Source organism: Pseudemcibacter aquimaris (genome assembly GCF_028869115.1).
Taxonomy (GTDB): Bacteria; Pseudomonadota; Alphaproteobacteria; order Sphingomonadales; family Emcibacteraceae; genus Pseudemcibacter; species Pseudemcibacter aquimaris.
Window position 1 is genome coordinate 3,245,001 of sequence record NZ_CP079800.1, and the last position, 25,795, is coordinate 3,270,795.

At 44.5% G+C, this 25,795-nt stretch carries 28 protein-coding genes (1 of these 28 running past the window's edge); 9 read left to right on the forward strand and 19 right to left on the reverse strand.

Going from position 1 to position 25,795, the window contains the following annotated elements; translation table 11 throughout:
* The 6 genes from KW060_RS15240 to KW060_RS15265 form a co-directional block, all read left to right on the forward strand.
* A protein-coding gene (locus tag KW060_RS15240; protein ID WP_249036304.1) for a M23 family metallopeptidase crosses the window boundary here: on the forward strand, window positions 1-1,011 show its 3' portion. It extends 267 nt beyond the left edge of the window; 1,011 of the gene's 1,278 nt are visible here — the last part of the coding sequence; its start codon lies beyond the left edge, outside the window; it ends in the stop codon at window positions 1,009-1,011.
* On the forward strand, window positions 1,012-1,767 hold the full coding sequence (locus KW060_RS15245) for a Rossmann-fold NAD(P)-binding domain-containing protein (protein ID WP_249036305.1): 756 nt from the start codon (window positions 1,012-1,014) through the stop codon (window positions 1,765-1,767).
* Window positions 1,768-1,867: 100 nt separating this feature from the next.
* The gene (locus KW060_RS15250) at window positions 1,868-2,590 is read left to right on the forward strand and encodes a DUF1538 domain-containing protein (protein ID WP_249036306.1); all 723 of its coding nucleotides are present in this window, start codon (window positions 1,868-1,870) and stop codon (window positions 2,588-2,590) included.
* Window positions 2,590-3,375 (forward strand): DUF1538 domain-containing protein, encoded by a 786-nt coding sequence (locus tag KW060_RS15255; protein ID WP_249036307.1) that lies wholly within the window; start codon window positions 2,590-2,592, stop codon window positions 3,373-3,375. The genes KW060_RS15250 and KW060_RS15255 overlap by 1 nt, the downstream gene beginning before the upstream one ends.
* Window positions 3,372-3,722, forward strand: a complete 351-nt coding sequence (locus KW060_RS15260) for a P-II family nitrogen regulator (protein ID WP_249036308.1) — start codon at window positions 3,372-3,374, stop codon at window positions 3,720-3,722. The genes KW060_RS15255 and KW060_RS15260 overlap by 4 nt, the downstream gene beginning before the upstream one ends.
* Window positions 3,719-4,120 (forward strand): CBS domain-containing protein, encoded by a 402-nt coding sequence (locus tag KW060_RS15265; protein WP_249036309.1) that lies wholly within the window; start codon window positions 3,719-3,721, stop codon window positions 4,118-4,120. Before KW060_RS15260 ends, KW060_RS15265 begins: the two co-directional genes overlap by 4 nt.
* 42 nt (window positions 4,121-4,162) lie before the next feature.
* Here KW060_RS15265 and clpB read toward each other — a convergent pair whose 3' ends face one another.
* The 11 genes from clpB to KW060_RS15320 form a co-directional block, all read right to left on the reverse strand.
* Window positions 4,163-6,739: an ATP-dependent chaperone ClpB gene (clpB, locus tag KW060_RS15270; protein ID WP_249036310.1), complete on the reverse strand. Its 2,577-nt coding sequence runs from the start codon at window positions 6,737-6,739 to the stop codon at window positions 4,163-4,165.
* A 127-nt stretch (window positions 6,740-6,866) separates the two neighbouring features.
* Window positions 6,867-7,538: a DUF4167 domain-containing protein gene (locus KW060_RS15275; protein ID WP_249036311.1), complete on the reverse strand. Its 672-nt coding sequence runs from the start codon at window positions 7,536-7,538 to the stop codon at window positions 6,867-6,869.
* Between the two features lie 210 nt (window positions 7,539-7,748).
* A complete protein-coding gene (prmC, locus tag KW060_RS15280; RefSeq protein WP_249036312.1) occupies window positions 7,749-8,624 on the reverse strand; it encodes a peptide chain release factor N(5)-glutamine methyltransferase in 876 nt (291 codons plus the stop codon).
* Window positions 8,605-9,684, reverse strand: coding sequence for a peptide chain release factor 1 (gene prfA / locus KW060_RS15285; RefSeq protein ID WP_249036313.1), 1,080 nt, complete (start codon window positions 9,682-9,684; stop codon window positions 8,605-8,607). The genes prmC and prfA overlap by 20 nt, the downstream gene beginning before the upstream one ends.
* Window positions 9,681-10,934, reverse strand: a complete 1,254-nt coding sequence (gene hisS, locus KW060_RS15290; RefSeq protein WP_249036314.1) for a histidine--tRNA ligase — start codon at window positions 10,932-10,934, stop codon at window positions 9,681-9,683. Before hisS ends, prfA begins: the two co-directional genes overlap by 4 nt.
* A gap of 20 nt (window positions 10,935-10,954) precedes the next feature.
* Window positions 10,955-12,064, reverse strand: a complete 1,110-nt coding sequence (gene ispG / locus KW060_RS15295) for a flavodoxin-dependent (E)-4-hydroxy-3-methylbut-2-enyl-diphosphate synthase (protein WP_249036315.1) — start codon at window positions 12,062-12,064, stop codon at window positions 10,955-10,957.
* A gap of 114 nt (window positions 12,065-12,178) precedes the next feature.
* Complete coding sequence (locus KW060_RS15300) at window positions 12,179-12,673, reverse strand: DUF4115 domain-containing protein (protein ID WP_249036316.1); 495 nt, start codon at window positions 12,671-12,673, stop codon at window positions 12,179-12,181.
* 120 nt (window positions 12,674-12,793) lie between these two features.
* Window positions 12,794-12,964 (reverse strand): helix-turn-helix domain-containing protein, encoded by a 171-nt coding sequence (locus tag KW060_RS15305; RefSeq protein WP_249036317.1) that lies wholly within the window; start codon window positions 12,962-12,964, stop codon window positions 12,794-12,796.
* 219 nt (window positions 12,965-13,183) lie between these two features.
* Window positions 13,184-15,394, reverse strand: a complete 2,211-nt coding sequence (gene ptsP / locus KW060_RS15310; RefSeq protein WP_249036318.1) for a phosphoenolpyruvate--protein phosphotransferase — start codon at window positions 15,392-15,394, stop codon at window positions 13,184-13,186.
* A gap of 92 nt (window positions 15,395-15,486) precedes the next feature.
* Window positions 15,487-16,494, reverse strand: a complete 1,008-nt coding sequence (locus KW060_RS15315; protein ID WP_249036319.1) for an NAD(P)H-dependent flavin oxidoreductase — start codon at window positions 16,492-16,494, stop codon at window positions 15,487-15,489.
* A 45-nt stretch (window positions 16,495-16,539) separates the two neighbouring features.
* Window positions 16,540-17,757, reverse strand: coding sequence for an aspartate kinase (locus KW060_RS15320; RefSeq protein WP_249036320.1), 1,218 nt, complete (start codon window positions 17,755-17,757; stop codon window positions 16,540-16,542).
* Window positions 17,758-17,894: 137 nt separating this feature from the next.
* Between KW060_RS15320 and ubiG the strand changes: the two genes are divergently transcribed.
* Window positions 17,895-18,662, forward strand: coding sequence for a bifunctional 2-polyprenyl-6-hydroxyphenol methylase/3-demethylubiquinol 3-O-methyltransferase UbiG (gene ubiG, locus KW060_RS15325; RefSeq protein ID WP_249036321.1), 768 nt, complete (start codon window positions 17,895-17,897; stop codon window positions 18,660-18,662).
* Window positions 18,655-19,452, forward strand: a complete 798-nt coding sequence (fdhD, locus tag KW060_RS15330) for a formate dehydrogenase accessory sulfurtransferase FdhD (RefSeq protein ID WP_249036322.1) — start codon at window positions 18,655-18,657, stop codon at window positions 19,450-19,452. The genes ubiG and fdhD overlap by 8 nt, the downstream gene beginning before the upstream one ends.
* On the opposite strand, the gene mobA is transcribed toward fdhD, so the two are convergent.
* The 5 genes from mobA to KW060_RS15355 all read right to left on the reverse strand — a co-directional run bounded on the left by mobA (window position 19,449) and on the right by KW060_RS15355 (window position 22,538).
* Entirely contained in the window at window positions 19,449-20,027 is a 579-nt protein-coding gene (gene mobA / locus KW060_RS15335; protein WP_249036323.1) for a molybdenum cofactor guanylyltransferase MobA, read from the reverse strand. The genes fdhD and mobA overlap by 4 nt on opposite strands.
* Before the next feature lie 10 nt (window positions 20,028-20,037).
* Window positions 20,038-20,544 carry a DUF1178 family protein gene (locus tag KW060_RS15340; RefSeq protein WP_249036324.1) on the reverse strand — a complete coding sequence of 169 codons (507 nt, stop codon included), beginning with the start codon at window positions 20,542-20,544 and terminating at the stop codon, window positions 20,038-20,040.
* A 71-nt stretch (window positions 20,545-20,615) separates the two neighbouring features.
* Window positions 20,616-21,449: a carbon-nitrogen hydrolase family protein gene (locus tag KW060_RS15345; protein ID WP_249036325.1), complete on the reverse strand. Its 834-nt coding sequence runs from the start codon at window positions 21,447-21,449 to the stop codon at window positions 20,616-20,618.
* A 32-nt stretch (window positions 21,450-21,481) separates the two neighbouring features.
* Window positions 21,482-21,739: a glutaredoxin 3 gene (gene grxC, locus KW060_RS15350; RefSeq protein ID WP_249036326.1), complete on the reverse strand. Its 258-nt coding sequence runs from the start codon at window positions 21,737-21,739 to the stop codon at window positions 21,482-21,484.
* 76 nt (window positions 21,740-21,815) lie between these two features.
* Window positions 21,816-22,538 (reverse strand): ComF family protein, encoded by a 723-nt coding sequence (locus KW060_RS15355; RefSeq protein ID WP_249036327.1) that lies wholly within the window; start codon window positions 22,536-22,538, stop codon window positions 21,816-21,818.
* Window positions 22,539-22,637: 99 nt separating this feature from the next.
* Here KW060_RS15355 and KW060_RS15360 point away from each other — a divergent pair, with 99 nt between their 5' ends.
* Entirely contained in the window at window positions 22,638-23,561 is a 924-nt protein-coding gene (locus KW060_RS15360; protein WP_249036328.1) for a methyltransferase domain-containing protein, read from the forward strand.
* Here KW060_RS15360 and mutT read toward each other — a convergent pair.
* The 3 genes from mutT to argJ are packed head-to-tail and all read right to left on the reverse strand — an operon-like array spanning window position 23,556 to window position 25,785.
* A complete protein-coding gene (mutT, locus tag KW060_RS15365; protein ID WP_249036329.1) occupies window positions 23,556-24,008 on the reverse strand; it encodes an 8-oxo-dGTP diphosphatase MutT in 453 nt (150 codons plus the stop codon). The two genes, KW060_RS15360 and mutT, sit on opposite strands and share 6 nt — an antisense overlap.
* Window positions 24,009-24,022: 14 nt before the next feature.
* Window positions 24,023-24,559, reverse strand: a complete 537-nt coding sequence (locus tag KW060_RS15370) for a GNAT family N-acetyltransferase (RefSeq protein ID WP_249036330.1) — start codon at window positions 24,557-24,559, stop codon at window positions 24,023-24,025.
* Window positions 24,559-25,785 (reverse strand): bifunctional glutamate N-acetyltransferase/amino-acid acetyltransferase ArgJ, encoded by a 1,227-nt coding sequence (gene argJ, locus KW060_RS15375; RefSeq protein ID WP_249036331.1) that lies wholly within the window; start codon window positions 25,783-25,785, stop codon window positions 24,559-24,561. Before argJ ends, KW060_RS15370 begins: the two co-directional genes overlap by 1 nt.
* Window positions 25,786-25,795: the final 10 nt, after the last annotated feature.

Consider the following 25,795-nt stretch of genomic DNA (forward strand, 5'->3'; position numbering starts at 1 on the left):
CGCCGCATTCAGGCAGGGCAAAAAATGAATACGGAATATAATGCAAAAGGCACACTTTTATCATTAAGTTTTCAAAAAGATTTCGACACCATGATCGTGGTTCAAAGAACCGGTGACGAATACCAAGGCGGTTTAGAACCACTTGAAAGCACCATCATTACCCGCCACAGTTCAGGTATTATTGATGACAGCCTGTTTTTAGCAGCACAAAGACAAGGTCTTCCGCAAGCAACCATTGTCGAGCTTATCCGTATTTTCAGTTATGACGTTGATTTCCAACGCGAGATCAGAAAAGGGGATCAGTTTGAAGTTTTTTATGAAAGAAAGATTTCCGAAGATGGCCGCCGCGTTCAGGAAGGCGACATTATATATGCGCGCCTGAATATTAAAGGAGAAGATATCCATCTTTACCGTCATACACCAGAAGGCAGCGATTATCCGGAATATTTCCATGAAGACGGACAAAGTTCTAAAAAAGCATTGATGAAAACACCGATTGAAGGCGCGCGGTTGTCGTCTCATTATGGAAACCGTAAACACCCAGTGCTGGGTTATAACCGTTTGCATAAAGGAACTGATTTTTCCGCCCCAACCGGCACACCGATTATGGCCGCTGGTGACGGCGTGGTGGAAAGAGCCAGCTGGTTCGGCAGTTTTGGTAATTACGTCCGTATTCGCCATAACGGCAGTTATAAAACCATTTATGCCCATATGAGCAAATACGGTCGCGGCATTAAAAAAGGCGCGCGTGTTCAACAAGGGCAAATCATTGGATATGTCGGCGCCACTGGTCGGGTTACAGGTCGCCACCTGCATTATGAAGTTCATAAAGATGGCAAAGCCGTTAATCCAATGTCACTTAAAATGCCATCCGGTATTAAATTAAACGGTGAACCATTAAAGAAATTTGAAATGTTGATAGCCAATGTCCAGGGCCGCATCAATGATACAAAGACCCATATACTTTTGGCGCGCCATGATGAAGAAACCGATACGAGCGTGGCCCCATAAATGATCATTGAGGCGCTAACCCACCTTTTTACGCCTGCGCCGACATATGTCAAAAAAATGGGTTATTTAAAAGAATCAATTGCCATTGAAGCCCGCGTTAATAGATGCCGTGATGCGTGGCAACCGCATTTAGATACATGTAAAAAGCTAATCCTTCAACAAGCAGAAAAACTGGAACAAGGATCAAATATTATGATTCTGGGCTCCGGTGGCTTTCATGATATCCCAATGAGCGAATTATTAGCCCTTGGCCATACTATTACAGCTGTTGATATCGTACATTTGCAAAAAGTAAAAAATCGATACCCTGACATCAACTTCGTGGAACATGATGTTACCGGATTAAATCAAAAATTATTTGATGCCGTAAATAACAACAAAAGCGTTTCACCCGCAAGTGATTGGGAACTGATCAAAACGCCAGATTTAATTATATCTTTAAATCTTCTTTCGCAGTTGCCGCTTAAAATGATTAGATATGCTGAGAAGCATTCCCATGATCTTGGCATCTTGTTTCAAGAAAATGTTATGCAGGCACATGTTGATTGGCTCAAAAAACAAAAAACAAATGTACTTTTAATATCCGATATTGAACGGGAATATTATCATCATGAAAAATTGGTTGAAACAATCCCAACACTGCTAAAAATAGATTTACCGGATCCCATCAGTACCTGGAAATGGAATATCGCCCCAGAAGGAGAAGCTGACCCAGAAATCAGCATAACCCATCTTGTTGGTTATTGGACATTGTAATCAGGAAAAAATTAAATAGATTGCAAAATTGATATATATCAAAGATTATCAGGCATTAGCCATGTTACTTAGCACCTGTATTCAGGAGAGTGAAAAGTAAATGCCACAATTTTTTAAAACATTAGTTGATGCCTTAAGAGACCTTGCACCGATTGTCGGTGTGGTTCTTTTTTTCCAGCTTATTGTTTTACAACAACCATTACCGGAACCCTTTAAAATTGCTGGCGGTATGGCGGCAGTGGTGGTGGGGCTCGCGCTTTTTATTCAGGGCCTTGAATTAAGTTTATTTCCGCTTGGTGAAAATATGGCAGGGGCACTTGTACGTAAAGGCAGCATTCCTTGGCTAATTATATTTTCATTTGCGCTTGGATTTGGAACCACTGTTGCGGAACCCGCCCTTATTGCCGTTAGTCAAGAAGCCGCCCGTATCACAGCATCCGCCGGCATGATCCCCGCGACGGAAGAGGCGCAAAGCTCATACGCATTCGGGCTTCGTATGACGGTGGCCGTATCCGTTGGCATTGCCATTGTAACGGGCGTAATCCGGATCATTAAAGGATGGCCGATACAGTATATAATCATCGGCGGTTATTTGGTGATTGTGGTGCTGACCCAATTTGCGCCAGAAAGCATTATTGGTGTGGCATATGATAGTGGTGGCGTGACCACATCCACCATCACCGTGCCGCTCGTAACCGCGCTTGGTATCGGGTTATCAACCGTGATTAAAGGCCGGAACCCAATGATTGACGGCTTTGGGCTTATTGCCTTTGCTAGCCTGTTTCCGATCGCCTTTGTTCTTGTTTACGGGATTGTGTTTTAATGGAAGAATTACTGATCAAAATGATAACGACATTCTTACTTACGGTGCGTGATGTGGCACCGATTGGTATTTTGCTCGTTTTTTTCCAGACATTCGTTCTGAAATCCCCAGTGCCAAATTTAAAAAAGGTGGTGGTTGGGTTTATTTATGTGATTACCGGGTTGGCATTATTCCTGATCGGCCTTGAGCAGGCATTATTCCCGCTTGGGGATATTATGGCAAAGCAATTAACCGACCCTGCCTTTATCACTGGCGGTGAAGGGGCCGACGGACAAGTATTAGAATGGTGGCAATATTACTGGGTTTATATATTCGCGGCTGCCATTGGTTTTTCCACCACTGTCGCGGAACCATCATTAATCGCGGTTGCGATGAAAGCAAGCGATACATCCGGTGGCACATTAAAACCATGGGGCTTAAGGATTGCTGTGGCTATTGGTGTTGCCTTATCAATCGCGCTGGGTGCATTTAGGATCGTAACCGGTACATCACTGGCCTATTACATGATGGCGGGTTATTTATTTGTGATCGTACAAACCATTTTTGCCCCGAAAACAATTATCCCGCTTGCTTATGATAGTGGTGGTGTGACCACATCAACCGTTACCGTGCCGCTTGTCACCGCGCTGGGTCTGGGCCTCGCGTCAACTGTACCGGGACGAAGCCCGCTTGTAGACGGGTTTGGCCTGATCGCGCTTGCAAGCCTGTTCCCGATGATTACCGTTATGGGATACGCACAAATTTCACAATTTCTTCAAACACGTAATGAAAGGAGCGCACAATGAAATTTAAATTGATTGTCGCTATGGTCGCTGATGAAAAAACGGACCAAGTCATTGAAACAGCACGAGAATTAGGGGCCACAGGCGCCACCGTTATCACCAGCGCACGCGGCGAGGGACTTACACCCGCCAAAAGCTTTTTCGGTGTAACGGTCGAAGGACAAGTTGATGTAGCCCTGTTTATTGTTGAAGAACATATGAGCAGAACAATTTTGGAAGCAATTTCGGAAGCAAGCGATTTTAAAGGCTCACAAGGATCCGGTGTTGCGTTACAATTAGACATTGAAGACGTTGTAGGCCTGGAAAGCCAGCTTGCAACCATTCAGGATGAAATCGAGGAACAGATATGACCGAAATAAAACATGAAACAGTAAAAGAAGTCATGACAACCAATCTGATTATGGTTGATGGGCTGACAACGATATCTGATGCACTGGATATTATGCGTAAAAACGAGATCAGCTCGCTTGTGATTAACCGCAGAAACGAAAGCGATGAATATGGTTTGCTGACCGCATCGGATATCGCGAATGAAGTACTTGTGCCTGATCTAGCACCTGAACGAACGAGTGCCTATCAAGTGATGCAGAAACCTGTGCTTTGCATGCGCGCCAATATGAACATCCGTTATGCCATTCGCCTGTGTGCAAAATTCAAAGTATCCCGCGCATTGGTGATTGAAAATGACGAAGCCGTCGGTATCGTCACATTACGAGATATGGTGCTAAGATATACGGAAGAAAAGTAAGTCATAATTAAATGCCCCGCTTAAAAAACGGGGCATTTTCATTTAAACGCTCAATTCGATGCCATTTGCACCTGCTGTGCCCTTGACGGTTTGACCGTCCATAATATCTCCCGCCAAAATCATATTAGCGAGAGCGTCCTGCACATGTTGTTGGATCACACGTTTTAACGGTCTTGCGCCGTAAACCGGATCATAGCCGGTGTGGGCAAGCCAGTCTTTTGCGCTGACATCAAGCTCAAGTGAAATTTTGCGTTCTGCAAGGCGTTTTTCAAGGCCCGCGAGCTGAATATCAACGATTTTATGCATGTGTTTTTCAGCCAAACGATGGAACAGCGTAATTTCATCAAGACGGTTGATAAATTCGGGACGGAAGCTTGCCCGAACCACATTCATCACATCATCACGTACTGTATCCACATCTTCATCACTTCCTAATGCGGCGATCAGATCACTGCCGAGATTACTGGTCAGGATGATCAACACATTACTGAAATCAACGGTGCGGCCCTGCCCGTCAGTGAGGCGGCCATCATCAAGGACTTGCAGCAAGATATTGAAAACATCACCATGGGCCTTTTCCACCTCATCAAATAGTACCACTTGATATGGACGGCGGCGAACGGCTTCGGTCAGCACGCCCCCTTCGTCATATCCCACATATCCGGGCGGCGCACCTATCAGGCGGGCAACAGAATGTTTTTCCATAAATTCAGACATATCAATGCGCACCATGGCATTTTCATCGTCGAATAAATATTCGGCCAGCGCCTTGGTCAGTTCTGTTTTACCGACACCCGTTGGACCAAGGAAAAGAAACGAACCTATTGGGCGTGTTTCTTCCTGAAGCCCCGCACGCGCGCGGCGAACGGCCGCGGCCACCGCAGAAATGGCCTCGTCTTGTCCAATCACGCGTTTTCCAATATTGTCTTCCATGCTCAGAAGTTTTTCACGCTCGCCTTCCAGCATTTTATCAACCGGAATACCTGTCCAGCGGCTGATCACGGCGGCAATATCGTTATCGGAAACTTCTTCTTTTAGTAACTGATTATCGTCTGCGTCGCCTTCGGTTACATTTTTAAGCTTTTCTTCCAGCTCAGGAATTTCACCGTAGGTAAGTTCACCCGCACGGGCAAGATTGCCTTCACGTTGTGCTTTTTCAAGTTCGACACGGGCAGCATCAAGACGTTCCTTGATTTTTTGATCGCCTTCGATGCGGTCTTTTTCTTTTTGCCACTGGGCTGTCATTTCTGCTGATGATTGCTCTAATTCAGAAAGTTCCTTATCCAGATTTTTCAGACGGTCTTTTGATGCGTCGTCCTTTTCTTTCTTTAAAGCTTCGCGTTCAATTTTTAACTGAATGATACGGCGGTCCAGCTCATCAAGCTCTGATGGCTTGCTATCCACTTCCATTTTAATCTTTGAGGCGGCCTCATCCATCAAATCAATGGCTTTATCAGGAAGGAAGCGATCATTGATATAACGGTTGGAAAGGGTTGCCGCGGCAACAAGCGCGCTGTCTTTAATGCGAATACCATGATGAAGTTCGTATTTTTCCTTAAGGCCACGCAAGATAGATATGGTATCAGCCACTGTTGGCTCACCAATTAATACTGGCTGGAACCGGCGTTCAAGGGCCGCATCCTTTTCCACATATTTACGGTATTCATTAAGCGTGGTCGCACCAATACAGTGTAACTCACCACGGGCAAGCGCTGGTTTTAACAGGTTAGAAGCATCCATTGAGCCTTCCGATGCGCCCGCGCCCACGATCGTGTGCATTTCATCAATGAAAAGTACGACAGAGCCATCTGATGCAGAGACCTCTTGCAGAACCGCCTTCAATCGTTCTTCAAATTCGCCGCGGTATTTTGCACCCGCAACAAGCGCGCCCATATCAAGGGACATGATTTTCTTTTGGCTAAGGCTTGCGGGTACGTCACCATTCGTTATGCGTAAGGCGAGCCCTTCTGCGATGGCCGTTTTACCCACACCCGGCTCACCAATCAGCACCGGATTGTTTTTTGTGCGGCGTGATAGCACCTGAATGGTGCGACGGATTTCTTCATCGCGCCCGATCACCGGGTCAAGCTTGCCGTCCTTGGCCGCTTGTGTCAGATCGCGTGCATATTTATTCAGCGCATCATAGCCATCCTCTGCACTTGGGGAATTGGCGTTACGACCTTTACGAATTTCATTAATGGCTGTGTTTAAGTTCTGCGCCGTTAGGCCGGATTTTTTAAGAATGTCTGCTGATTTACTGCCGGATAATAGCGTAAGCGCAAGCAGCAACCTTTCAACGGTGACATATTCATCACCGGCTTTTTTAGCAACTTCGCCCGCGCTATCAAAAAGTTTCGCGGTAAGTGCATCCATATAAAGCTGACCACCGGCACCCTCAACCTTAGGGAAACCGTTTACTTCTTTTTCCACAGCAAGTAATGCTGATGACGGGTCCGCACCCGCAGCCGTCATTAAGTTTGAACATAACCCTTCTTTATCTTCGAGCAAGATTTTTAAAATATGCTCAGGCGTAAATCTCTGATGCCCCTCTCTAAGTGCAAGATTCTGGGCGGACTGGATAAATCCTTTTGTTCTGTCGGTAAATTTTTCAAAATCCATTTTCTCATACTCCAGAAAAGTCTTTAAATGTTTCAAGTATAATCTTCATATAGTGTTGTATTTTGGCAACACAAGGGGGATGAGTATTTTTATTTGGATATCTACTAATCATAAAAAAAGTCGCTGATTATTCAGCGACTTCTTCTTTGACTTCTTTTTCTTTTGCTTCTTTTGGCTTACGCGGTTTTCTCACCGCTTTTTTTCTAACTGGCTTTTCTTCTGCGGCTGGTTCATCAAGTGGCAATTCAAGCGGTTCTGGCAATGTTTCACTTTCCGCTATCGCATCCATTTGCGGCTCTTCTTGCTTGCGCGGTTTACGCCTTTGTTTCTTTTCTGCTACTGGCTCTTCTTCTTGTGTGCCTAAATCCTCAGTCGCCTGTTCTTTATTTTCTTCTTCGCCTTCATTCATCGTCACAATATTTGACTGATTTTCGGCGGCAGCCTCTTTTTGGCGCTCACGTTCTTTTTCGCGTTCTACTTCTGCGGCGGCCTCAGCTGCGGCAATTTCAGAATAGATACTATAATAATGATGGGCGTGTTGGCCGTAATCTTCTGATAATGTGCGGTCTTTGGTACGGCATTCATGGGCAAGCTGCTTATATTTATCATAAAGCTGCTTTACATTACCGCGGATTTTTCCCGCTGGTCCGTTACTGTCGATCTGTTTATTGGTGGTTAACGGCTGTTGCGTTTGTTTCTTTCCACCTTTTCGGCCACGTCCCCCCTGATTTCGGCCACGATTATTTGATCTGTTGTTGTGTCGTCCCGACTTCCCACGGGATTTCTGATTTGTACTCATTTATTGTCTAATTCGTAGTTGGTAATATCTTGTTCATTCTCTTGGGAATTTATAATACAAGAAACCATAAAGGTATCTTTAGTCCCTATCATATTTATTCAAGAATTTTGGAGTTATATAACTGAATCACCTGTTCAGTATCCACGCTCTCATTTGCGTGTGGAGACTTTAGCGTGCCTTAATGTAAATGCCAAGGGCTTTTTCGTTTTTTTAAGGTTTTGATATTTTTAATGCCCTGTCCCTGGCCCCAAGATCCTGAAACGTATCAATATCGGAATATCCCTGTTCAGAAAAAATATCGCTTACCTTCGCTGCCTGTTTATGTCCAATCTCCAGTACGATGAAGCCATCATCATTCAAATAAGGGGCAATTTCTGCTGCAATCTTTTTATAATCATCCAGCCCATCTTCACCGGCAAATAATGCTGTATCCGGTTCATGGGTTTTGACTTCAGGGGAAAGGTTCGGCTTTTCAATTAATCCAATATAAGGGGGGTTTGAAATGATAACATCAAATTTCTGATCATCCGGAACATTTGAAAACCAATTACTTTTTATAAGTTCAGTGCGGTTTTCTAAACCAAGATTAACAGTATTCTCGTGCGCTACTTTTAATGCGGCATCTGATGCATCCACACCTACGCCACGTGCATTTTTATATTCTGAAAGCAATGTTAATAAAAGACAACCTGTTCCAGTGCCCAAATCCAATATTTTCAATGGTTTGGTTTTGTCTTTTTCCGATTTTAACACCACATCGATTAATGTTTCACTGTCGGGCCTTGGTGTTAACGTGTCCTTGGTTACTTTAAAAATCAGCGACCAAAATTCCTTTTCACCGAATATTTGTGACATGGGAATTCGTGCTTCACGTAATGAAACCAGCTTTTCGGTTTTGGAAACTTCCTGGATACTTAATGCCCGCCCACCATCAAGGGCAAAATCAATCTGCTTTACCCCAGCGCCTTCAACAATCAAAAGACGCGCGTCCAGTTCCGCTTCTTCTATTCCCGCGTTACGAAGGCGCGCTTCAATTTCTTTCTTGAAAGTGGCAAGCGTAACCACACTAGCCTTCCATGGCGGCAAGTTGGGCTGCCTGATCTTCTGTAATCAGTGATGTGATGACTTCTTCAAGCCCTTCACCATCCAGAATGCTATCAAGCTTATATAGCGTCAGATTAATACGGTGATCCGTTAATCGCCCTTGCGGGAAATTATATGTTCTGATCCGCGCAGAACGATCACCAGATCCGATCTGGTCCTTACGGTCAGCGGCGCGCTCTGCATCGCGGGCTTCTTTTTCCGCAGCATAAACGCGTGACATCAAAACCTTCATCGCTTTGGCTTTGTTTTTATGCTGGGATTTTTCATCTTGCTGCTGCACGGTGATGCCCGTTGGAATATGAACAATACGCACCGCACTATCGGTGGTATTCACCGATTGCCCACCCGGGCCACTGGCGCGGAAAATATCAATCCGAAGATCTTTATCCTCTAACTTAATGTCAATTTCTTCAACTTCCGGCATAACGGCAACGGTGGCGGCTGATGTATGAATGCGCCCTTGTGTTTCCGTATCTGGAACCCGCTGTACACGGTGGCCGCCTGCTTCATATTTCATTTTGGCAAAAACACCCGGGCCGCTTATTGAAACCACAACCTCTTTAAACCCGCCAGCATCACTTGATGATGAACTTACTGTTTCAAAACGCCAACCCTGAATGGCGGCATATTTTTGATACATACGGAATAAATCACCTGCAAATAGTGCTGCTTCATCACCGCCGGTACCCGCGCGAATTTCAAGCATGGCGTTTTTATCATCATCCACATCTTTCGGCAGAAGCATCAATTGAACCTGATGTTCCATTTCGGGTAGCGCTTCTTTTAATTCCTGAAGTTCCATTTCCGCAAGCTCACGCATTTCAGCGTCCGTTTCATCAGATACAAGCATTTCACCCAGGTCTTCGATTTCCTGAATGGCATCCATGTAATCTTTGGCTTTTTTCACTACAGGTGTCAGATCACTATATTCTCGGGAAATTTTTACAAATTCATCTGATGACAGCTCTTCGCCACCCGACATCATATGTTCAAGTTCTTCGTGACGGGTGATAAACTGGTCCAGTCTTTCGCGTGGAATCATTTTGTGTTCCCTTTAATATATTCAGAAAGAACATCAAGGCTGACTTCTTCCTGTGATCCTTCATCAAGGTTTTTCACCATGGCGACATTTCTTGCAAGCTCTTCTTCACCAAGAAGCACGGCAAACCTTGCATTTTGTTTATTGGCACGTTTCATACGTTTACCAACATTGCCTTTATAGGCCATATCAACAACAATGCCGGATGATCTTAAATCATGTGCCACCTTCACAGCCGGCGTTTGTGCATCCGCACCAACAGGTGTCACCACAACCGGGCGGTTCGGCTTTATCAGCAAATCTTCAGAAATCAGTTCCGAAAGACGTTCCATCCCCGCAGCCCATCCGATACCGGCCGTTTTTGGCCCGCCCATCATTTCCATAAGACCGTCATAACGGCCGCCGGCAAGCACCGTGCCCTGCGCACCAAGCTGGTCTGTTGTAAATTCAAATGCCGTATGACAGTAATAATCAAGGCCACGCACAAGACGGTCATTAATCACATACTTAATGCCAAGGGCTTCAACCCCGTCAATAACGGTTTTAAAGAAATCCTTTGTATGGTCATTATAATAATCAGCAATGCGCGGCGCATTCGCGACCAATTCACGGTCGCCTTCGTCTTTACTATCGAGGATACGCATCGGATTTTTATCAAGACGTTTTAGGCTGTCTTCGCTAAGTTTATCCTTAAATCCTGTGAAATATTCAACCAGCGCATCGCGGTAACCAATACGGCTTTCCGGATCACCAAGGCTATTAAGTTCAAGCGTAATATGTTCACCGATACCCAGTTCATTTAACAGATCAGATGCAATCGCGAGCACTTCGATATCTGCTTGCGGTTCTTCCACGCCAAGAATTTCAATATCCATTTGATGGAATTGGCGCATGCGTCCTTTTTGCGGGCGCTCATAACGGAAAATCGGGCCAAAACTATAAAATTTACAAGGCATCGATTGCTGAAGGCCATTTGACATAAAGGCACGCGCGATCCCCGCCGTATATTCAGGGCGTAAGGTAATCTCTTCACCGCTACGGTCTTCAAAAGTATACATTTCCTTTGAAACCACATCGGATGTTTCACCGAGCGTACGTTTAAATGTTTCAGTAAATTCGAAAATCGGCGTGTCTATTTCATGATGGCTATAACGTTCCGCGATAGCTTTAAAAATTTCAAAAATAGTACGGAACCTGATGGCTTTGTCGCCTAAAATATCGTGTGTTCCGCGTACCGGTTGAAGCCGCGCCACTTTTTCTCTCCCAAAATGCTCTATGAGTTTTGATTTTCTGCTTCCAGTTCAGCCGCTTTGGCCTCTACCAGTTCAACAATATGGTCAATAATTTGTTCATCGTCAATCTTATGATCAGACATGCCGTTCAAATAAACCATGTGATTGCCGTTGCCACCGCCCGTTAGGCCGATGTCTGTTTCTTTGGCCTCACCCGGGCCGTTCACGACACAGCCAATAATGCTAAGTGACATTGGCGTTGAAATATGATCAAGACGTTTTTCTAATGTCTCAACAGTTTGAATGACATTGTAAGCCTGTCTTGCACAAGACGGGCAAGAAATAATACGCACGCCACGGTGACGCAAATCAAGGCTTTTCAAAATATCAAAGCCAACCTTGATTTCCTCAACCGGGTCAGCGGACAGTGACACACGAATTGTATCCCCGATGCCGGACCACAGCAGCATACCCATACCAATGGATGATTTTACCGTCCCTGCCCTTAAACCGCCGGCTTCCGTGATACCAACATGAAGCGGGTAATCACAAGCGTCCGCAAGCCCTTGATATGCGGCCACCGCCAAAAAGACATCGGATGCTTTAACGCTGATTTTAAATTCATGAAAATCATTGTCCTCAAGAATGCGGGCATGTTCAAGGGCGCTTTCCACCATCGCATCCGGGCAAGGCTCACCGTATTTTTCAAGCAAATGTTTTTCAAGTGATCCGGCATTAACACCAATGCGCATGGAACAATTATGATCCTTGGCCGCCTGAACCACTTCGCGGACACGTTCCGGGCTACCGATATTACCCGGGTTGATCCGTAAACAAGCGGCCCCTGCCTCTGCGGCTTCAATGCCGCGGCGGTAATGGAAATGAATGTCAGCGACAATCGGCACTGTCACATTATCAATGATTTCTTTTAACGCTTTTGTTGATCCTTCATCAGGGCACGACACACGAACAATATCTGCACCCGCTTCTTCAAGCGCATGAATTTGTTCAACCGTCGCCTTAACATCTGTGGTGAGTGTATTGGTCATCGACTGAACTGTGATCGGCGCATCACCACCAACAGGTATATTGCCCACCATAATCTGGCGGCTTTTACGTCTCATGATGTCGCGGTAAGGGCGAATGCTCATTTGAATACTTTCAATTTACGGAGACATAAAAAAAATCTCCTGACAATCCTTGGCCCTTTAATACCAAGGAAAGAGGAGATTTGAAATTAATTTATTGCGTTACGAACTAAAAAATTACCTTAGCATCGTAAGTTCTAGTAATTTTTCCGAATGCAGCGATAAATCCTGAATAATTTCACCCGTATTACCCAGTGATTCTAGCTTTTCCCCACCAATTAAAACTGATAATGCGGCAGCATTATTTGTCATTAATTTAAGATTGTCTGCACTTGGGGCGATATAATCTTCGCCTTTAGTCAATATACGCTCGATTACAGTGTCACCTTTATGATCAGAAATTCTGACCCAAACATCATCATTAGCTTGTAACTTAATGCTTGTTTCTTTTGCGGTAATAATGTTTGTCCCTGCGGCCGGCGCCACTTCTGACATCTTCGTTGCTGTTTTCGTTACTTCGTTCGCAACGTCAAATGAACTATCAATTTCTTCTGCATCAAGCGTGCTTGTTGCCAATACCCCTGAAATCATCGCCACACAAACGGATGAAACACCCATTAGTCTTTTTAATGAAAAATATGACGGTCTTTCAACTTCCGGAAAAGCAAGCACAACTGTTTGCTTTGATCCTGCATATTCCGCTTCATAACGGGTAATGACCTCTTTTGTATCAAGACCTAAAAATTTCGCATAATTTTTGAGGTTGCCTGTCGCATAACAAGCAGACGGGAATTAATCAAAATCCCCCTCTTCTAATGCCTTTAATAGATGAGGACGAATACATAACTCATTTGCAATGACTTCAAGATCGCTCGTCTTATGTTCAAGACGCGTGTCTCGTAGCAGCACCCCGACCGGGCGCTTAAATTGCGGCTTTATACTATCAATACTTTTTTCTTCCACCTTTTTTCCCCAGCTCCACCAACTGTCTGATTTTTATCAAACTTATTTCTGCGTTTTCTTTGTCGTTTCTTTATTTTTATATAACGACTTTTCTTATATTTTTTTCCGCAGAGGCTCTCTTAATTTCCCCAAGGAAATGAAAGTCAACATCACTTTAATGCGATGAGTCAACTAAAAAGTGCAACATATGGTAAATAAAAGGTAAATTTTTATAAAATGCTAGATTTTTATGCCATGATCGCGGGCAAAAGTCTCTAAAAGGCCGCGTAAGCTATGGTCAGAACGACTCAGCAACTCATCTACATATGCCTCTACATCTGATAAATTCATGCTTCTGATCATCATTTTTACCGGGCCAACGGCCGCTGGGGCAACGGATAGACGCCTAAACCCGATTGCGATTAATGCAAGCGCACCGACAGTCTTTCCACCGATCTCACCACATAGGGTTAAAAGCACATCATGTTCATCACATTTATCAACAATAAGTTTCAACATATTAAGTGCTGGTGGTGCGATGGTGTCATAACGATTATTCAGTTTCGGATTATCACGGTCCCCGGCATAGAAAAACTGCATCAGGTCGTTACTGCCAATGGATACAAAATCCACAAGCGGTAATAAATGATCAAGCTGCCAAACCAGGCTTGGTACTTCAAGCATGGTACCAACTTTAATATCCACTGGCATCGGACGGTTGTTTTTACGGTGACGTTCCAGCTCTTTATCAAGAATTGATTTAGCTTTTTTAAATTCGGCCACATTGGTAATCATCGGGAACATGACGTGTAGTACGGTTCCCTCTGCCGCGGTAATAAGCGCTCTTAACTGATAGCGAAGTAATGCCGGACGGTCCAATGCGATACGAATGGCGCGCCATCCAAGGGCCGGATTATCTTCTTTGTCCCTTTTTAAGAACGAAACATCCTTGTCACCACCGATATCAAGTGTACGGAACGTTACAGTTTTATCACCTGCCTCTTCGATGATTGAACGGTAAAAATCCGCCTGCGGCTGAATACGTGGCAATGTTTCACTGATCATAAACTGAAATTCAGTTCTGAATAAACCAACGCCATTGGCGCCCGTGCGGTGCATTCCTTTAATATCAATGGCAAGGCCACCATTGACCACAAGATCAATTTCTACGCCGTCTTTGGTAACGGCACGCTTGTCACGCAAACCTTCATAACTGGCAAGAAGTTCCTGACGGTCGGCGATTGCATCACGGTAACTTTCAAGAATTTCCGGTGGCGGTGCCACATAAACTTCGCCATCCAAGCCATGAACAATGATTTGAACGCCTTCATCAATATCCATCAAGGCTTGTTCGACCTGCCCGATCATAGGAATGCCTAATGCACGCGCAACAATCGCAACATGGGATGTGGTTGCACCGCCTTGCAAGATAACCGCTTGCAATTTATCCCTGTCGTAATCAAGCAGCTCAGCCGGCCCCATACTATGGGCAATCACCACTGCATTATCCGGTAAGTCTTTTTGCGCGGCCGTTCCCGCCATGCCCATCAAATGACGAATAAGCCTGTTCGCCAGATCATCAAGATCACTTAATCGGTCACGCAAGTACGGGTCTTCCGTTTTCATCATACGTGAACGGTTTTCGATCTGGATTTTCTCAACCGCAGCTTCCGCCGTCAGACCACTATCGATGGCATTTTCAATTTTTGTCCGCCAGCCCTTATCACGAGCGAAAAGCTTATAAACATCAAGAATTTCACGGTGTTCGCCGTGATGAACAATATCTTCTGCAGACATGATTTCATCAAGCTGCTTATTCAGGCTTTCAAAACCTTGCGCGAGTCTTGTTTTTTGCTGTTCATATTCTTCGGATAGATGCTGAATAATTTCAACGCGTGGCTCATGCATGACAACCACACCTTCGGCGAGACCTTCCGCAAAGACCTGACCTTCAAACCGTGAAATAATCGCACGGTCCATATTACCGTCATTCTGATCTTCTGATGTGATCAGGTCACCACTAACCACAAGTTCCGCCAGAACCATGGCCACCGTTTGAAGCGCTTCTTCTTCTTCCTCGGAATAATAACGGCTCGCTTTATTCTGTACGACCAGTACACCGACGGCACGGCCGCTTCTTAAAATCGGTACCGCCATGAAGGATTTATAAATCTCTTCACCGGTTTCCGGGCGGTAAGCAAATTTCGGATGGCTTTGCGCATCACTTAAATTCAGTGATGTTCCCGTTGACGCCACAAGACCCACAAGACCCTCGCCAACACGAAGACGGGTTTGGTGAACCGCTTCTTTATTTAGACCTTCTGTCGCAAATAGTTCAAGAATATCGCCGCCACGAATGAAATAGGCCGAACAAACCTCGGCAATCATGTTGTCCGCAACAAGATGCACGACATTATTCAGACGAACTTCCGCATCGTCTGTGCTTGCCATTATCTCATGTAATTGCCTCATCATAAGACGGGGCGTGTTCTTAATGGGGGTCAAATTACCCTCCTTAAAGCGACTAAAGCTCCCTATTTACTTTAAGCCAGTTGTTGTGCAGCCTGTTCTACCAGATTTTCTATTATTTCGGAAACAGGTTGTATTTTTTTGACCATGCCGACGCTTTGTCCGGCCATGACAGAACCACTTTCAACATCACCATCAATGACCGCTTTCTTCAGCGCGCCTGCCCAGTAATGCTCAATTTCAAGCTGGGCAGCTTCCATTTCCAATTCCCCAGCTTGGTATTTATTAATAACTTCGCGCTGTACATCCAGAAATTCTTCTGATGCTGCATTTTTAAGAGCGCGAACCGGAATAACCGGAAAACGTTTATCGATTTGAACTGACGTCACGGCGTCACGGGCATTACTGCGCATGAACATTTTTTTGAAGTTTTCGTGGGCAATGCTTTCTTCAGCGCAGACAAACATGGTGCCAAGTTGCGCACCCGCCGCCCCCATTCTTAGGTATGATGCCATTACTTCACCACGGCCAATGCCGCCTGCGACAAACACCGGAACGTCCGTAATATGCGGTAAGATTTCCTGTGCCAATACGGATGTTGAAACAGGGCCAATATGACCGCCTGCTTCTGATCCCTCAACAACAAGGGCATCAACACCACTACGGATCAGTTTCTTAGCCAGAATTAAGGCCGGTGCGAAACAAATAACTTTTGCGCCTCCCTCTTTAATTTTTTTGATACTATCGCCAGACGGAATACCGCCCGCAAGAACAATAAATTTCACATTTTGCGCTAATGTGGCATCAATCAATTCATCGATTTGCGGATGCATCGTAATCAGATTAACGCCAAACGGCTTATCTGTTTTTGCATGTGTTTCTTCGATCACTTTTGTAAGCAGGTCAGGTGTCATGCTGCCGCACGCGATCACGCCAAAACCACCCGCATTTGAAAGGGCACTGACAAGATTGCTTTCTGATAGCCAGCTCATTGCGCCGCCCATGATAGCATATTCGGTCCCGAGGAAGTCCGTTCCACGTTTCCAAAGCTCTTTTAATTTTGCATGACCTTCTGCGCTCATGTCCTCACCCCTTACTGATTTGTGATATAGTTTTATGCGATGACTTTATTCTGCGTCAAGACCATAAGCCGTATGAAGCGCGCGAACAGCAAGTTCTGTATATTCTGCATCAATCAACACACTGATTTTAATTTCAGATGTTGAAATAACTTGAATATTAATGCCTTTGTCCGCAAGCGTTTTAAACATTGTTGCCGCAACACCCGCATGTGAACGCATGCCAACGCCAACAACAGAAATTTTTACAACATTGTCGTCGGTGACAATATTTTCAAATTCAATATTTTCTGCTTTTTCAAGAACTTCCTTGGATTTCTCAAGATCTGATTCAACCACAGTAAAAGTCAGGTCGGTTTTTTTGCCGTCTTCCGTTTCGTTCTGAATGATCATATCCACATTAACGTTACTATCCGCCAATAGGGTGAATACATCACTGGCAATACCCGGCTTGTTTTTAACGCCAACAACAATCACCTGGGCTTCATTTTTGGCATATGTGATGCCGCTTACAACTTGATTTTCCACAATTTCATCCTCATCAACAACCAGTGTTCCTGGCTTATCTTCAAAACTTGATAGTACCTGTACACGTACGCCGTGGTTCATCGCCATCGCAACAGAACGTGTTTGCAGGACCTTGGCGCCTAATGATGCCATTTCAAGCATTTCTTCATATGTAATTTTATCGAGCTTTCTCGCTTTCGGCACAATACGTGGATCCGTTGTGTAAACCCCGTCCACATCCGTATAAATGTCACAGCGATCCGCATTAAGCGCTGCTGCCATAGCAACCGCCGATGTATCTGATCCACCACGACCAAGCGTCGTGATACGGTTATCATCAGAAATACCCTGGAAACCGGCCATTACACAAACAACACCATCTTCAAGGCGGCTAATGATTTCTTCTGTGCCAATGTCTTCAATACGGGCAGCGCCGTGAACCTTATTTGTTTTCATTGGCATTTGCCAACCAAGCCATGATCTGGCCGGAATGCCCATATCCTGTAGGGCAATTGCAAGCAGGCCTGATGTAATCTGTTCACCGGCTGATACGACCGTGTCATATTCACGGGCATCATGCATTGGTGAAATCCCTTCTACATAGCCAACAAGACGGTCAGTTGTGCCCGCCATCGCAGAAACAAAAACCGATACCTGATTGCCAGCATCAACTTCTTTTTTTACGCGATTAGCGACATTACGAATTCGATCGAGGTCCGCAACGGATGTTCCCCCAAACTTCATAACAATTCGTGCCATAAGTATTCTCTTAAAATTTGCTTATCTAAAAATATAAAATAATTATGCGCCTTACATATATGCTTATAGGTGCTTGAAGCAAGGGCGGACTTGTATATATTATGGTTTTATTCGTTTTTTTATCAAATGAGACCGTTATGGCTTCCGAAAATACAAAATTTGCCTCAAAATCCGTCAATCCTGACGAAATTGCCCATTTTTCCTCCATGGCAGAAACATGGTGGGACCCAAATGGGCCGTTTAAACCGCTTCATAAACTTAATCCGACGCGAATCAAATTCGTAAAAGAACAAATTTGCAAGCATTTTGACAGGGACTCTAATGCGGAAAAACCACTAGAAGGCCTTAGAATTCTGGATATTGGTTGCGGTGGCGGCCTGTTATGTGAACCCATGACCCGTTTGGGGGCCACCATGGTTGGTGCGGATGCTGCCGAAAAAAATATCAAGACGGCCAGTATTCATGCAGAACAAATGGGACTAGACATAGATTACAGGCACATCACAGCAGAAGAGCTCGCGGACGCCAGTGAAAAATTCGACGTGATCCTGAATATGGAAGTGATCGAACATGTCGCCGATATTCCATCGTTCCTAGGGGCGTGCCACACCTTATTAAAGGATAATGGCTGTATGACATTATCCACCCTGAACCGCACATTAAAATCATGGACGATGGCCATTGCCGGTGCCGAGTATATCTTAAGATGGCTTCCTGTCGGTACCCACGACTGGAAAAAATTCATTAAGCCATCTGAATTATGCGAAATGAATAAGCAAGCCGGTTTCACCATTAACACTATAGAAGGCATGGTGTTTAACCCACTTAGTGGAACATGGTCATTAAGCGATCATGATTTTTCCGTTAATTATGTGGCACTTGCGGTGAAATCAAACAATGGATAACCCGTCAAACCATAAACCCATGCGCATCTGGTCGCCGGATGGGGAAAAAAATGAAACCCGCCCCTTAAGCGATGAGGTGCCAGTGGTACTGGAATATAATTGCGTGACTTTTGCCGTTATGATGGCTTCGCCAACGGACCTTGTTGATTATTCATATGGATTTAGCCTAACGGAAGGCATTATCGAAAAACCCAGTGATGTTATTTACGCACAAATCAAAGATGCGCCTAAGGGTAAAGTCGCGGCTATCGAAATCAATGCCCATGCGTTCCACCGCCTGGAAACATATAACCGTACTCTTTCTGGCAGAACAGGATGCGGATTATGCGGTGTGGAAAAACTGGATCAAGCCATAAAACCGCTTGATAAAGTTGTCTCAGACACAAAAATATCCCCCGCAACTATTCATGAAGCGATGCAAAAGCTTAAATCAGAACAACATCTTAATAAAGAAACAGGTGCCCTTCATGCAGCTGCATTCACGGATAAAGACGGCAACATCATAGCCACACGCGAGGATATCGGTCGTCATAATGCGCTTGATAAATTGATTGGCCATTTAATCAGGGAAAATATTAATCCCGCGGATGGGTTTGCAATGATCACGAGCCGTTGCAGCTTCGAAATGGTGCAAAAATGCGCAATAGCCGGTATTCCTGTTATCGCAGCCGTATCAGCGACGACAGAATTAGCACGTAATCTTGCAGAAGAAGCAGGTATAAGCCTTGCCACATTCGTCAGAAAAGATGGGCTTAATATTGTAACGGATTCTGAAAACAGGATTTCTTAAAAGAGGCTTTCTGCTTTTTTAAGATCTTCCGGCCTATTGATATTAAAAAACGGGTCACGCGGTTCATTCCATTCACAAATTGCATATTCAATATTATCAATGAACTTCATTAATTTTCGCTCGCCCTGATCAAGTGCTTCAGTAACCTGATCCAGAAGACTGACATACCAACGGGCTACAACCGGATGCAATCTGCCATTTGAAGCAGCGATCACCAATGGATTACCTTCAAGACTTTGAAGCCGTGACGTCAAATTTTCTGGGATAAACGGTGTATCACAAGCAACTGTAATAACTGAATTATATCCTTTTTCCTTGGCATACTCTAACGCCGCCTGTATGCCGCCCAGTGGGCCAAGGTTTGGCTTTTGATCCCTAATAACCGTTAGTGAAACATCAATTTCTTTATTGCAATTAAACAATATTTTGGACGCCTGCGGTTCAATGCGGGCAATAATATGATCTAAAATAGGCCTTTCGCCTAACATCAACGTATATTTATCGACCCCGCCCATACGGCTTGATCCGCCCCCTGCGAGTATCACATATAAGGGGCGTTGGTCTTGGTTTGACATGATTAATGAATTAGCTGTCGAGCTTGCCAGAACCCGGCACAGGTAAAATTTCAATGCCTTCTTCGATCAGCTCTTCCGTTTCGCGGACGGTAGTTTCACCGTAAATGCCACGTTTTTCACTATCACCATAGTGAATTTTTCGGGCTTCTTCAGCGAAATTGTCACCGACATATTCGCATGATTGTTCCACCTGTTTGCGGAATTTCGACATGGTGTTATGCATATGATCTAAAGCACGCTTCACATCTTCCGGGCTAACATGATCACCGGTTGGGGCATGGGCGCTTACCATCACATTTCGATTTCCTTCCGCAGGGGATAATTCATCAAAATGGGAAGACTCGTTATTTGATTTTGGTGAGATATTAGGCGCCATCAGCGATTTAGATACATTTGTATTACCGCATAAAGGGCATTCAATCAGGTGGTTTTCCACTTGTTTTTCATATGCCTCGTTATTTTGAAACCATGCTTCAAAAACATGACCTTCACTGCATTTAATATCAAATAAAATCATAATATTTCTAACTATTTAAGTGGAAAATCCACATAATTGGCCAACTTTTATTAAATGGGACAACTATTTAATTATCCCTTTATAACAATTTTTTTGTCATGGGTCAAAGAAGCAATCCGCTTTCTAGCAGACGAAACTTCCTCAAGATCAATTTCTATAACCTCTGTGCCTTGCTCACCCTTAAGATCTGCTAAAACCTCGCCCCATGGACTAACAACCAATGAATGACCATAAGTTTTACGTCCATTGCGGTGATCGCCAACCTGTGCCGGCGCGATCACAAAGGCACCATTTTCAATGGCGCGCGCCTTAAGCAATGTATGCCAATGCGCCTTACCCGTTACATAAGTAAAAGCAGACGGAACAGTCAATATTTCCGCACCAGCCTGCGCAAGACTTCTGTAAAGATGCGGAAACCGCAGATCATAACAAATCGACAAGCCAACTTTACACCAAGGCGCCTTAACAAGTACCGCTTCTTCACCAGCCTGATAAGCGTTTGATTCCCGGTATGCCTTATCACCCGGAATATCCACATCAAACATATGAATTTTATCATATGTTGCCTGTTTCTTGCCATCCGGCGAAAAAACAAAACAGCGGTTCGCGGCCTTGTCACCGTTTCTAATCGCAATGGAACCAATCATGAGCCACACGCCCAGCTCTTTTGCAAGCGCTGCAAAACGTGGCCAAGAGTCGTCTTGATCTTCCGGCACAACTTTTTCCATGACTTGCTTTGTGCCAAAATCCAGTAATGTCGTCATTTCGGGCGTTAGAATAAAATCCGCACCCTTTGCCGCCGCATCCCGAATTAACTTTTCGGCAAGCCGTACGTTTTCTTCGATGACCTCGTTAGAGGTCATCTGCACAATGCCGATTTTTAATTTTCTGCTTACTTCAGACATATCGTCAGATTATCAGACGAAATAAAATTAGGCTATTGATTTAAAAGCGCGTCAAGATGACCTGCGCGATCAAGCGCATAAAGATCATCACATCCACCAATCAGGTCGCCATCAATAAAAATCTGTGGAACTGTTTGTGCACCATTAGTGCGCTTTTCCATTTCTTTTTTAATCTCATCAGAAGACCAGATATTAAATTCCTGAAATTCTTTGCCTTTTTTACCAAGAAGCTGCTTTGCCATGGTGCAATACCCACATCCCGGGCGTGTATAAATTACTACATCAGTCATACGAACATCCAAAAAATAATTAAAAAGTTGGTTGATATATAGGTTGATTGCCGCAGTTTTCAACAAGGAAGCTGAATTATTTTAAGGATTGCGGCGCGATCACGCGAAACACGGTCAATATATTAACGGATCCGGCACCCGCTTTTTTAAGAACCCTTGCACAATTTTCAACCGTCGCACCCGTCGTGTAAACATCATCAATTAAAAGAATATTTTTATCCTTGATATCCTTTTTGACTTTCATCCGAAATGCGCCCGATACATTTTTCTGGCGTTTGTTCAAATTACCTTGTTGGGGAGGGGTATTTTTGGTTCTGATTAATAATTCCGGCTCGTGTTTTAATCCGGCGTCAAACGCCAACCTCGCTGACAATAAGGCTGATTGATTATAGCGCCTGTTTAACAGGCGTCTCTTATGAAGCGGGACGGGGGCAACAATATCCGACTGTTCAATAAGATCCTTTCCAGCCATCTGCAAAAGTTTCGTAAAATAACGGGCATATTCGGTTCGGTCATTATGTTTAAACCCGATCACCATATCACGGCTCTCATCATCATAACGTAGTGCGGAAATGGCCCGGTCAAAATGACGTGGTCCTTTTGCACAAACCCCACATAAAGTTTCACCGACCAGAGAATAATCAACTGTCGCATCAATACCGAATGGATATCCACAACACGCGCATTTATTCCCCGTCAAAAACTGAAGCTCTTTCCAGCAATCCGGACAAATACTATGGGCGACATCAACGCGAGATGCACATTTCAAGCATTTTGGCGGTAAAATAAGGTCAAGCACCACGGTGCCACAGGATTTTATTACGGGAAAAATTCTTTTTATCCCCCGTTTGAACATTTGTTGCTTTTCGTTACCCCGTAAAAATGTCATATAGTCATTATGACTGAAGAAACTGATGATAAAAAGACCCTTTTTAAACCTGCCGCACAAGAAGCGCAGATTTTTAATCGCGGTTTACTTAAATTAAGGCGCGATCAGGCCGCAAAAAATTTTGATAATCACGATTTTTTAAACCGTGAAATCACGTTACGCCAATTGGACAACCTTGACGATATCAAAAGGGAATTTAAACTGGTGCTGAATATGGGCGGCCATCAGGAACCCATGCAATCATACTTCAAAGATAGTACCGTCCTTAACACAGACCTATCAGATAAAATGCTGAACAAGTCACCCTTTCATAATATTCAGGCAGATGAAGAATTTATTCCCGTCAAACCGGGATGTCTTGATCTGGTGTTTAGCATCTTAAACCTTCATTCGATCAATGACCTTCCCGGAACGCTCATTCAAATATTACATAGCCTTAAGCCCGATGGTTTATTCGTCGGCGCGGCATTTGGCGGTGAAACATTACATGAATTACGCGCTTCAATGATGAAAGCAGATATGGATGCGCTTGGTGGCATAAGACCGCATGTTTCGCCATTCATGGATGTTCGTGACGCTGGCGGTTTATTACAAAGGGCAGGGTTCGCGCTACCGGTGGTAAGCACGGAACGTATTACCGTGAATTATGACAATGCCTTTAAATTGATGAAAGAATTAAAAGGAATGGCAGAAAATAATATCCTGGCAAAAACATTTAAAGGACTGACCAAACCATCCCTGATGATGAAGGTCGCGGAACATTACCAAAATGATTTTGCAGATATTAATGGACGCATCCCTGCAACATTCGACATATTATATTTTAAAGGATGGGCCCCCCACGAAAGTCAGCAAAAACCATTAAAACCAGGCAGTGCTAAGATGTCACTCACTGATGCCCTTGGTAAATTTCCGCCAAAGGAACCATCATAAAAAATCACGGATCATTGCGATCAATGGTTCATCCGCTGGCGGCATCGGATAATCTTTAAGTTCTGATATTTTCACCCATTTCAAATTCTGGCCTTCTTGGGGGGTGACAAAACCGGACCATTTACGGCATAAAAACACCGGCATCAACAGATGAAAGTCATCATAGCTGTGCGATGCAAATGTGAATGCCGCAAGACATGATTCACTGGTATCAATACCAAGTTCTTCCTTAAGTTCACGGATGAGGGCGCGTTCCGGTGTTTCACCGGGCTCAACCTTACCACCGGGAAATTCCCATAGTCCCGCCATGTTTTTGCCTTCTGGGCGCTGCGCGATCAATATACGCCCGTCCATATCAACCATCACCACCGCAGATACGGTAATTAATTTTACCGGGTCAGTGGACCAACCACCGGGGGGATCAGGGCAGAAATCTTCATAATTCATCACTTATTCCTATTTCATAAATCGCGCACATAATATTCACTACAGCTTGTTCCATGGCCGCAGCGCGCAACAGTGCTTGGTGGGGTGCCCAGATGGATAAACCCTTGTCTTTCAAGCAATTTTCTGGAACCAATATTTTCGCTTGCTGTTTGTGCCGTCAGCCTTTTCACTTCACCGCGTTCTTTAAGCCATGAAATTACAGCACCCGTCATTTCATTTGCATAGCCTTTGCCCCAGAAATCAGTTCCAATGCAATATCCGATTTCGCATTCTTCGTCGCTCATGGAAAAAAGTTTGAAACTGCCGATACATTTCATAGATGCTTTTTCAATAACCGAAAAATTAATCTTATCTGCTTTCATAAAATCAGCGCGTTCGATTTCGATAAATTCTTCACCGTCTTTTCGGGTATAAGGAAAGGGAACATTCTTTGAAAGCCACTGTGTAACGTCCCAATTGCCCATGATCGAAACCAATTGATCAAGATCATCATTGCAAAATCGCCGCAAAATCAATCGGTCCGTTTCTATTTGAAACTCTGGGTCCAGCATTAGCTTCTATAATCCGCATTGATGGTAATATATTCATGGGTCAAATCACATGTCCAGACGGTCGCTTTGCCGTCTGCAATCCCCACATCCACGTTTATATCGATCTCTTCGCCCTTAAGGTGCTCGGTACATTTATCTTCATCATATCCGGGTACGGCCATACCATTTTCAGTGACTTTTTGTCCGCCAATATGAATATCCAACTTGTCACGGTCCGCCATTTCACCCGCCTTACCGACTGCCATAACAATACGGCCCCAGTTCGCATCCTCGCCAGCAATGGCCGTTTTCACCAGCGGCGAATTGGCAATCGACATGGCAATATTTTTTGCAGCCCCATCATGTTCCGCACCAGATACAGAAATACTGACGAATTTACTGGCTCCTTCACCGTCACGGACGATTTGATGGGAAAGGTCCAACATCAAATCAGACAACTTTTCTTTAAAGTCGTCTAAACGTGGGTCATTAATATCAGAAATGCTGTTTTCTTTACCTGTGGCAAATAACAGTACTGTATCCGATGTGGAAGTATCACTATCAACCGTAATACTGTTAAAGCTTGTATTACTGGTATCCGTGAGCAGGGCTTGCAATACATCCTGATCAATAGCCGCATCGGTAAAAGCGAATCCAAGCATAGTTGCCATATCCGGTGCAATCATGCCCGATCCTTTGGCAATACCATTGATCGTAACCTGCTTTCCATCAATCATCGCCGTTCTTGTGGCAACTTTTTCAAAAGTATCCGTGGTTAAAATGGCCCCTGCTGCTTGCTGCCAATGATCAGGGCCAAGCTTATTAACCGCACCATCAATATGATCATTGATCAGTTTCGCGTCCAGCACTTCACCGATCACACCTGTTGACGCGACATAGACCTCTTCAGGGTCACACCCCAATGTTTTAGCCGCCTTTTCAACATTTGACTTCATGGCGGCATCCCCACTTTTACCTGTAAACGCGTTGGAATTCCCCGCATTCACAAGCACGGCTTTTGCTTGCTTTCCTGATTTCAAAATATCACGGCACCATCCAACCGGGGCCGAATAACATTTTGATGTTGTAAAAACCCCCGCAACCGCCGCGCCATTCGGCATGGAAACCAGCAACAAATCATCACGGCCCTTATATTTCATTTCTGTTGCAGCCGTGCTTAAAAGCACGCCATCAAGGGCAGGGAGAGAGGGATTCTCTTTTGGTGCTAAGGGTGACTTTTTTGTCATAAATTATACC

Coding starts and splice junctions, on each gene's coding strand:
- KW060_RS15360 (WP_249036328.1), top strand. CDS start 22,638: ATGACTGAAGAAACTGATGATAAAAAGACCCTTTTTAAACCTGCCGCA.
- mobA (WP_249036323.1), bottom strand. CDS start 20,027: ATGTCAAACCAAGACCAACGCCCCTTATATGTGATACTCGCAGGGGGC.
- KW060_RS15260 (WP_249036308.1), top strand. CDS start 3,372: ATGAAATTTAAATTGATTGTCGCTATGGTCGCTGATGAAAAAACGGAC.
- prfA (WP_249036313.1), bottom strand. CDS start 9,684: ATGATTCCACGCGAAAGACTGGACCAGTTTATCACCCGTCACGAAGAA.
- KW060_RS15245 (WP_249036305.1), top strand. CDS start 1,012: ATGATCATTGAGGCGCTAACCCACCTTTTTACGCCTGCGCCGACATAT.
- clpB (WP_249036310.1), bottom strand. CDS start 6,739: ATGGATTTTGAAAAATTTACCGACAGAACAAAAGGATTTATCCAGTCC.
- KW060_RS15265 (WP_249036309.1), top strand. CDS start 3,719: ATGACCGAAATAAAACATGAAACAGTAAAAGAAGTCATGACAACCAAT.
- grxC (WP_249036326.1), bottom strand. CDS start 21,739: ATGACTGATGTAGTAATTTATACACGCCCGGGATGTGGGTATTGCACC.
- KW060_RS15370 (WP_249036330.1), bottom strand. CDS start 24,559: ATGCTGGACCCAGAGTTTCAAATAGAAACGGACCGATTGATTTTGCGG.
- KW060_RS15255 (WP_249036307.1), top strand. CDS start 2,590: ATGGAAGAATTACTGATCAAAATGATAACGACATTCTTACTTACGGTG.
- KW060_RS15320 (WP_249036320.1), bottom strand. CDS start 17,757: ATGGCACGAATTGTTATGAAGTTTGGGGGAACATCCGTTGCGGACCTC.
- ptsP (WP_249036318.1), bottom strand. CDS start 15,394: ATGGCAAGCACAGACGATGCGGAAGTTCGTCTGAATAATGTCGTGCAT.
- KW060_RS15250 (WP_249036306.1), top strand. CDS start 1,868: ATGCCACAATTTTTTAAAACATTAGTTGATGCCTTAAGAGACCTTGCA.
- KW060_RS15345 (WP_249036325.1), bottom strand. CDS start 21,449: ATGTCTGAAGTAAGCAGAAAATTAAAAATCGGCATTGTGCAGATGACC.
- KW060_RS15340 (WP_249036324.1), bottom strand. CDS start 20,544: ATGATTTTATTTGATATTAAATGCAGTGAAGGTCATGTTTTTGAAGCA.
- KW060_RS15275 (WP_249036311.1), bottom strand. CDS start 7,538: ATGAGTACAAATCAGAAATCCCGTGGGAAGTCGGGACGACACAACAAC.
- ispG (WP_249036315.1), bottom strand. CDS start 12,064: ATGAGCATTCGCCCTTACCGCGACATCATGAGACGTAAAAGCCGCCAG.
- ubiG (WP_249036321.1), top strand. CDS start 17,895: ATGGCTTCCGAAAATACAAAATTTGCCTCAAAATCCGTCAATCCTGAC.
- argJ (WP_249036331.1), bottom strand. CDS start 25,785: ATGACAAAAAAGTCACCCTTAGCACCAAAAGAGAATCCCTCTCTCCCT.
- fdhD (WP_249036322.1), top strand. CDS start 18,655: ATGGATAACCCGTCAAACCATAAACCCATGCGCATCTGGTCGCCGGAT.
- mutT (WP_249036329.1), bottom strand. CDS start 24,008: ATGAATTATGAAGATTTCTGCCCTGATCCCCCCGGTGGTTGGTCCACT.
- KW060_RS15315 (WP_249036319.1), bottom strand. CDS start 16,494: ATGAGCGCAGAAGGTCATGCAAAATTAAAAGAGCTTTGGAAACGTGGA.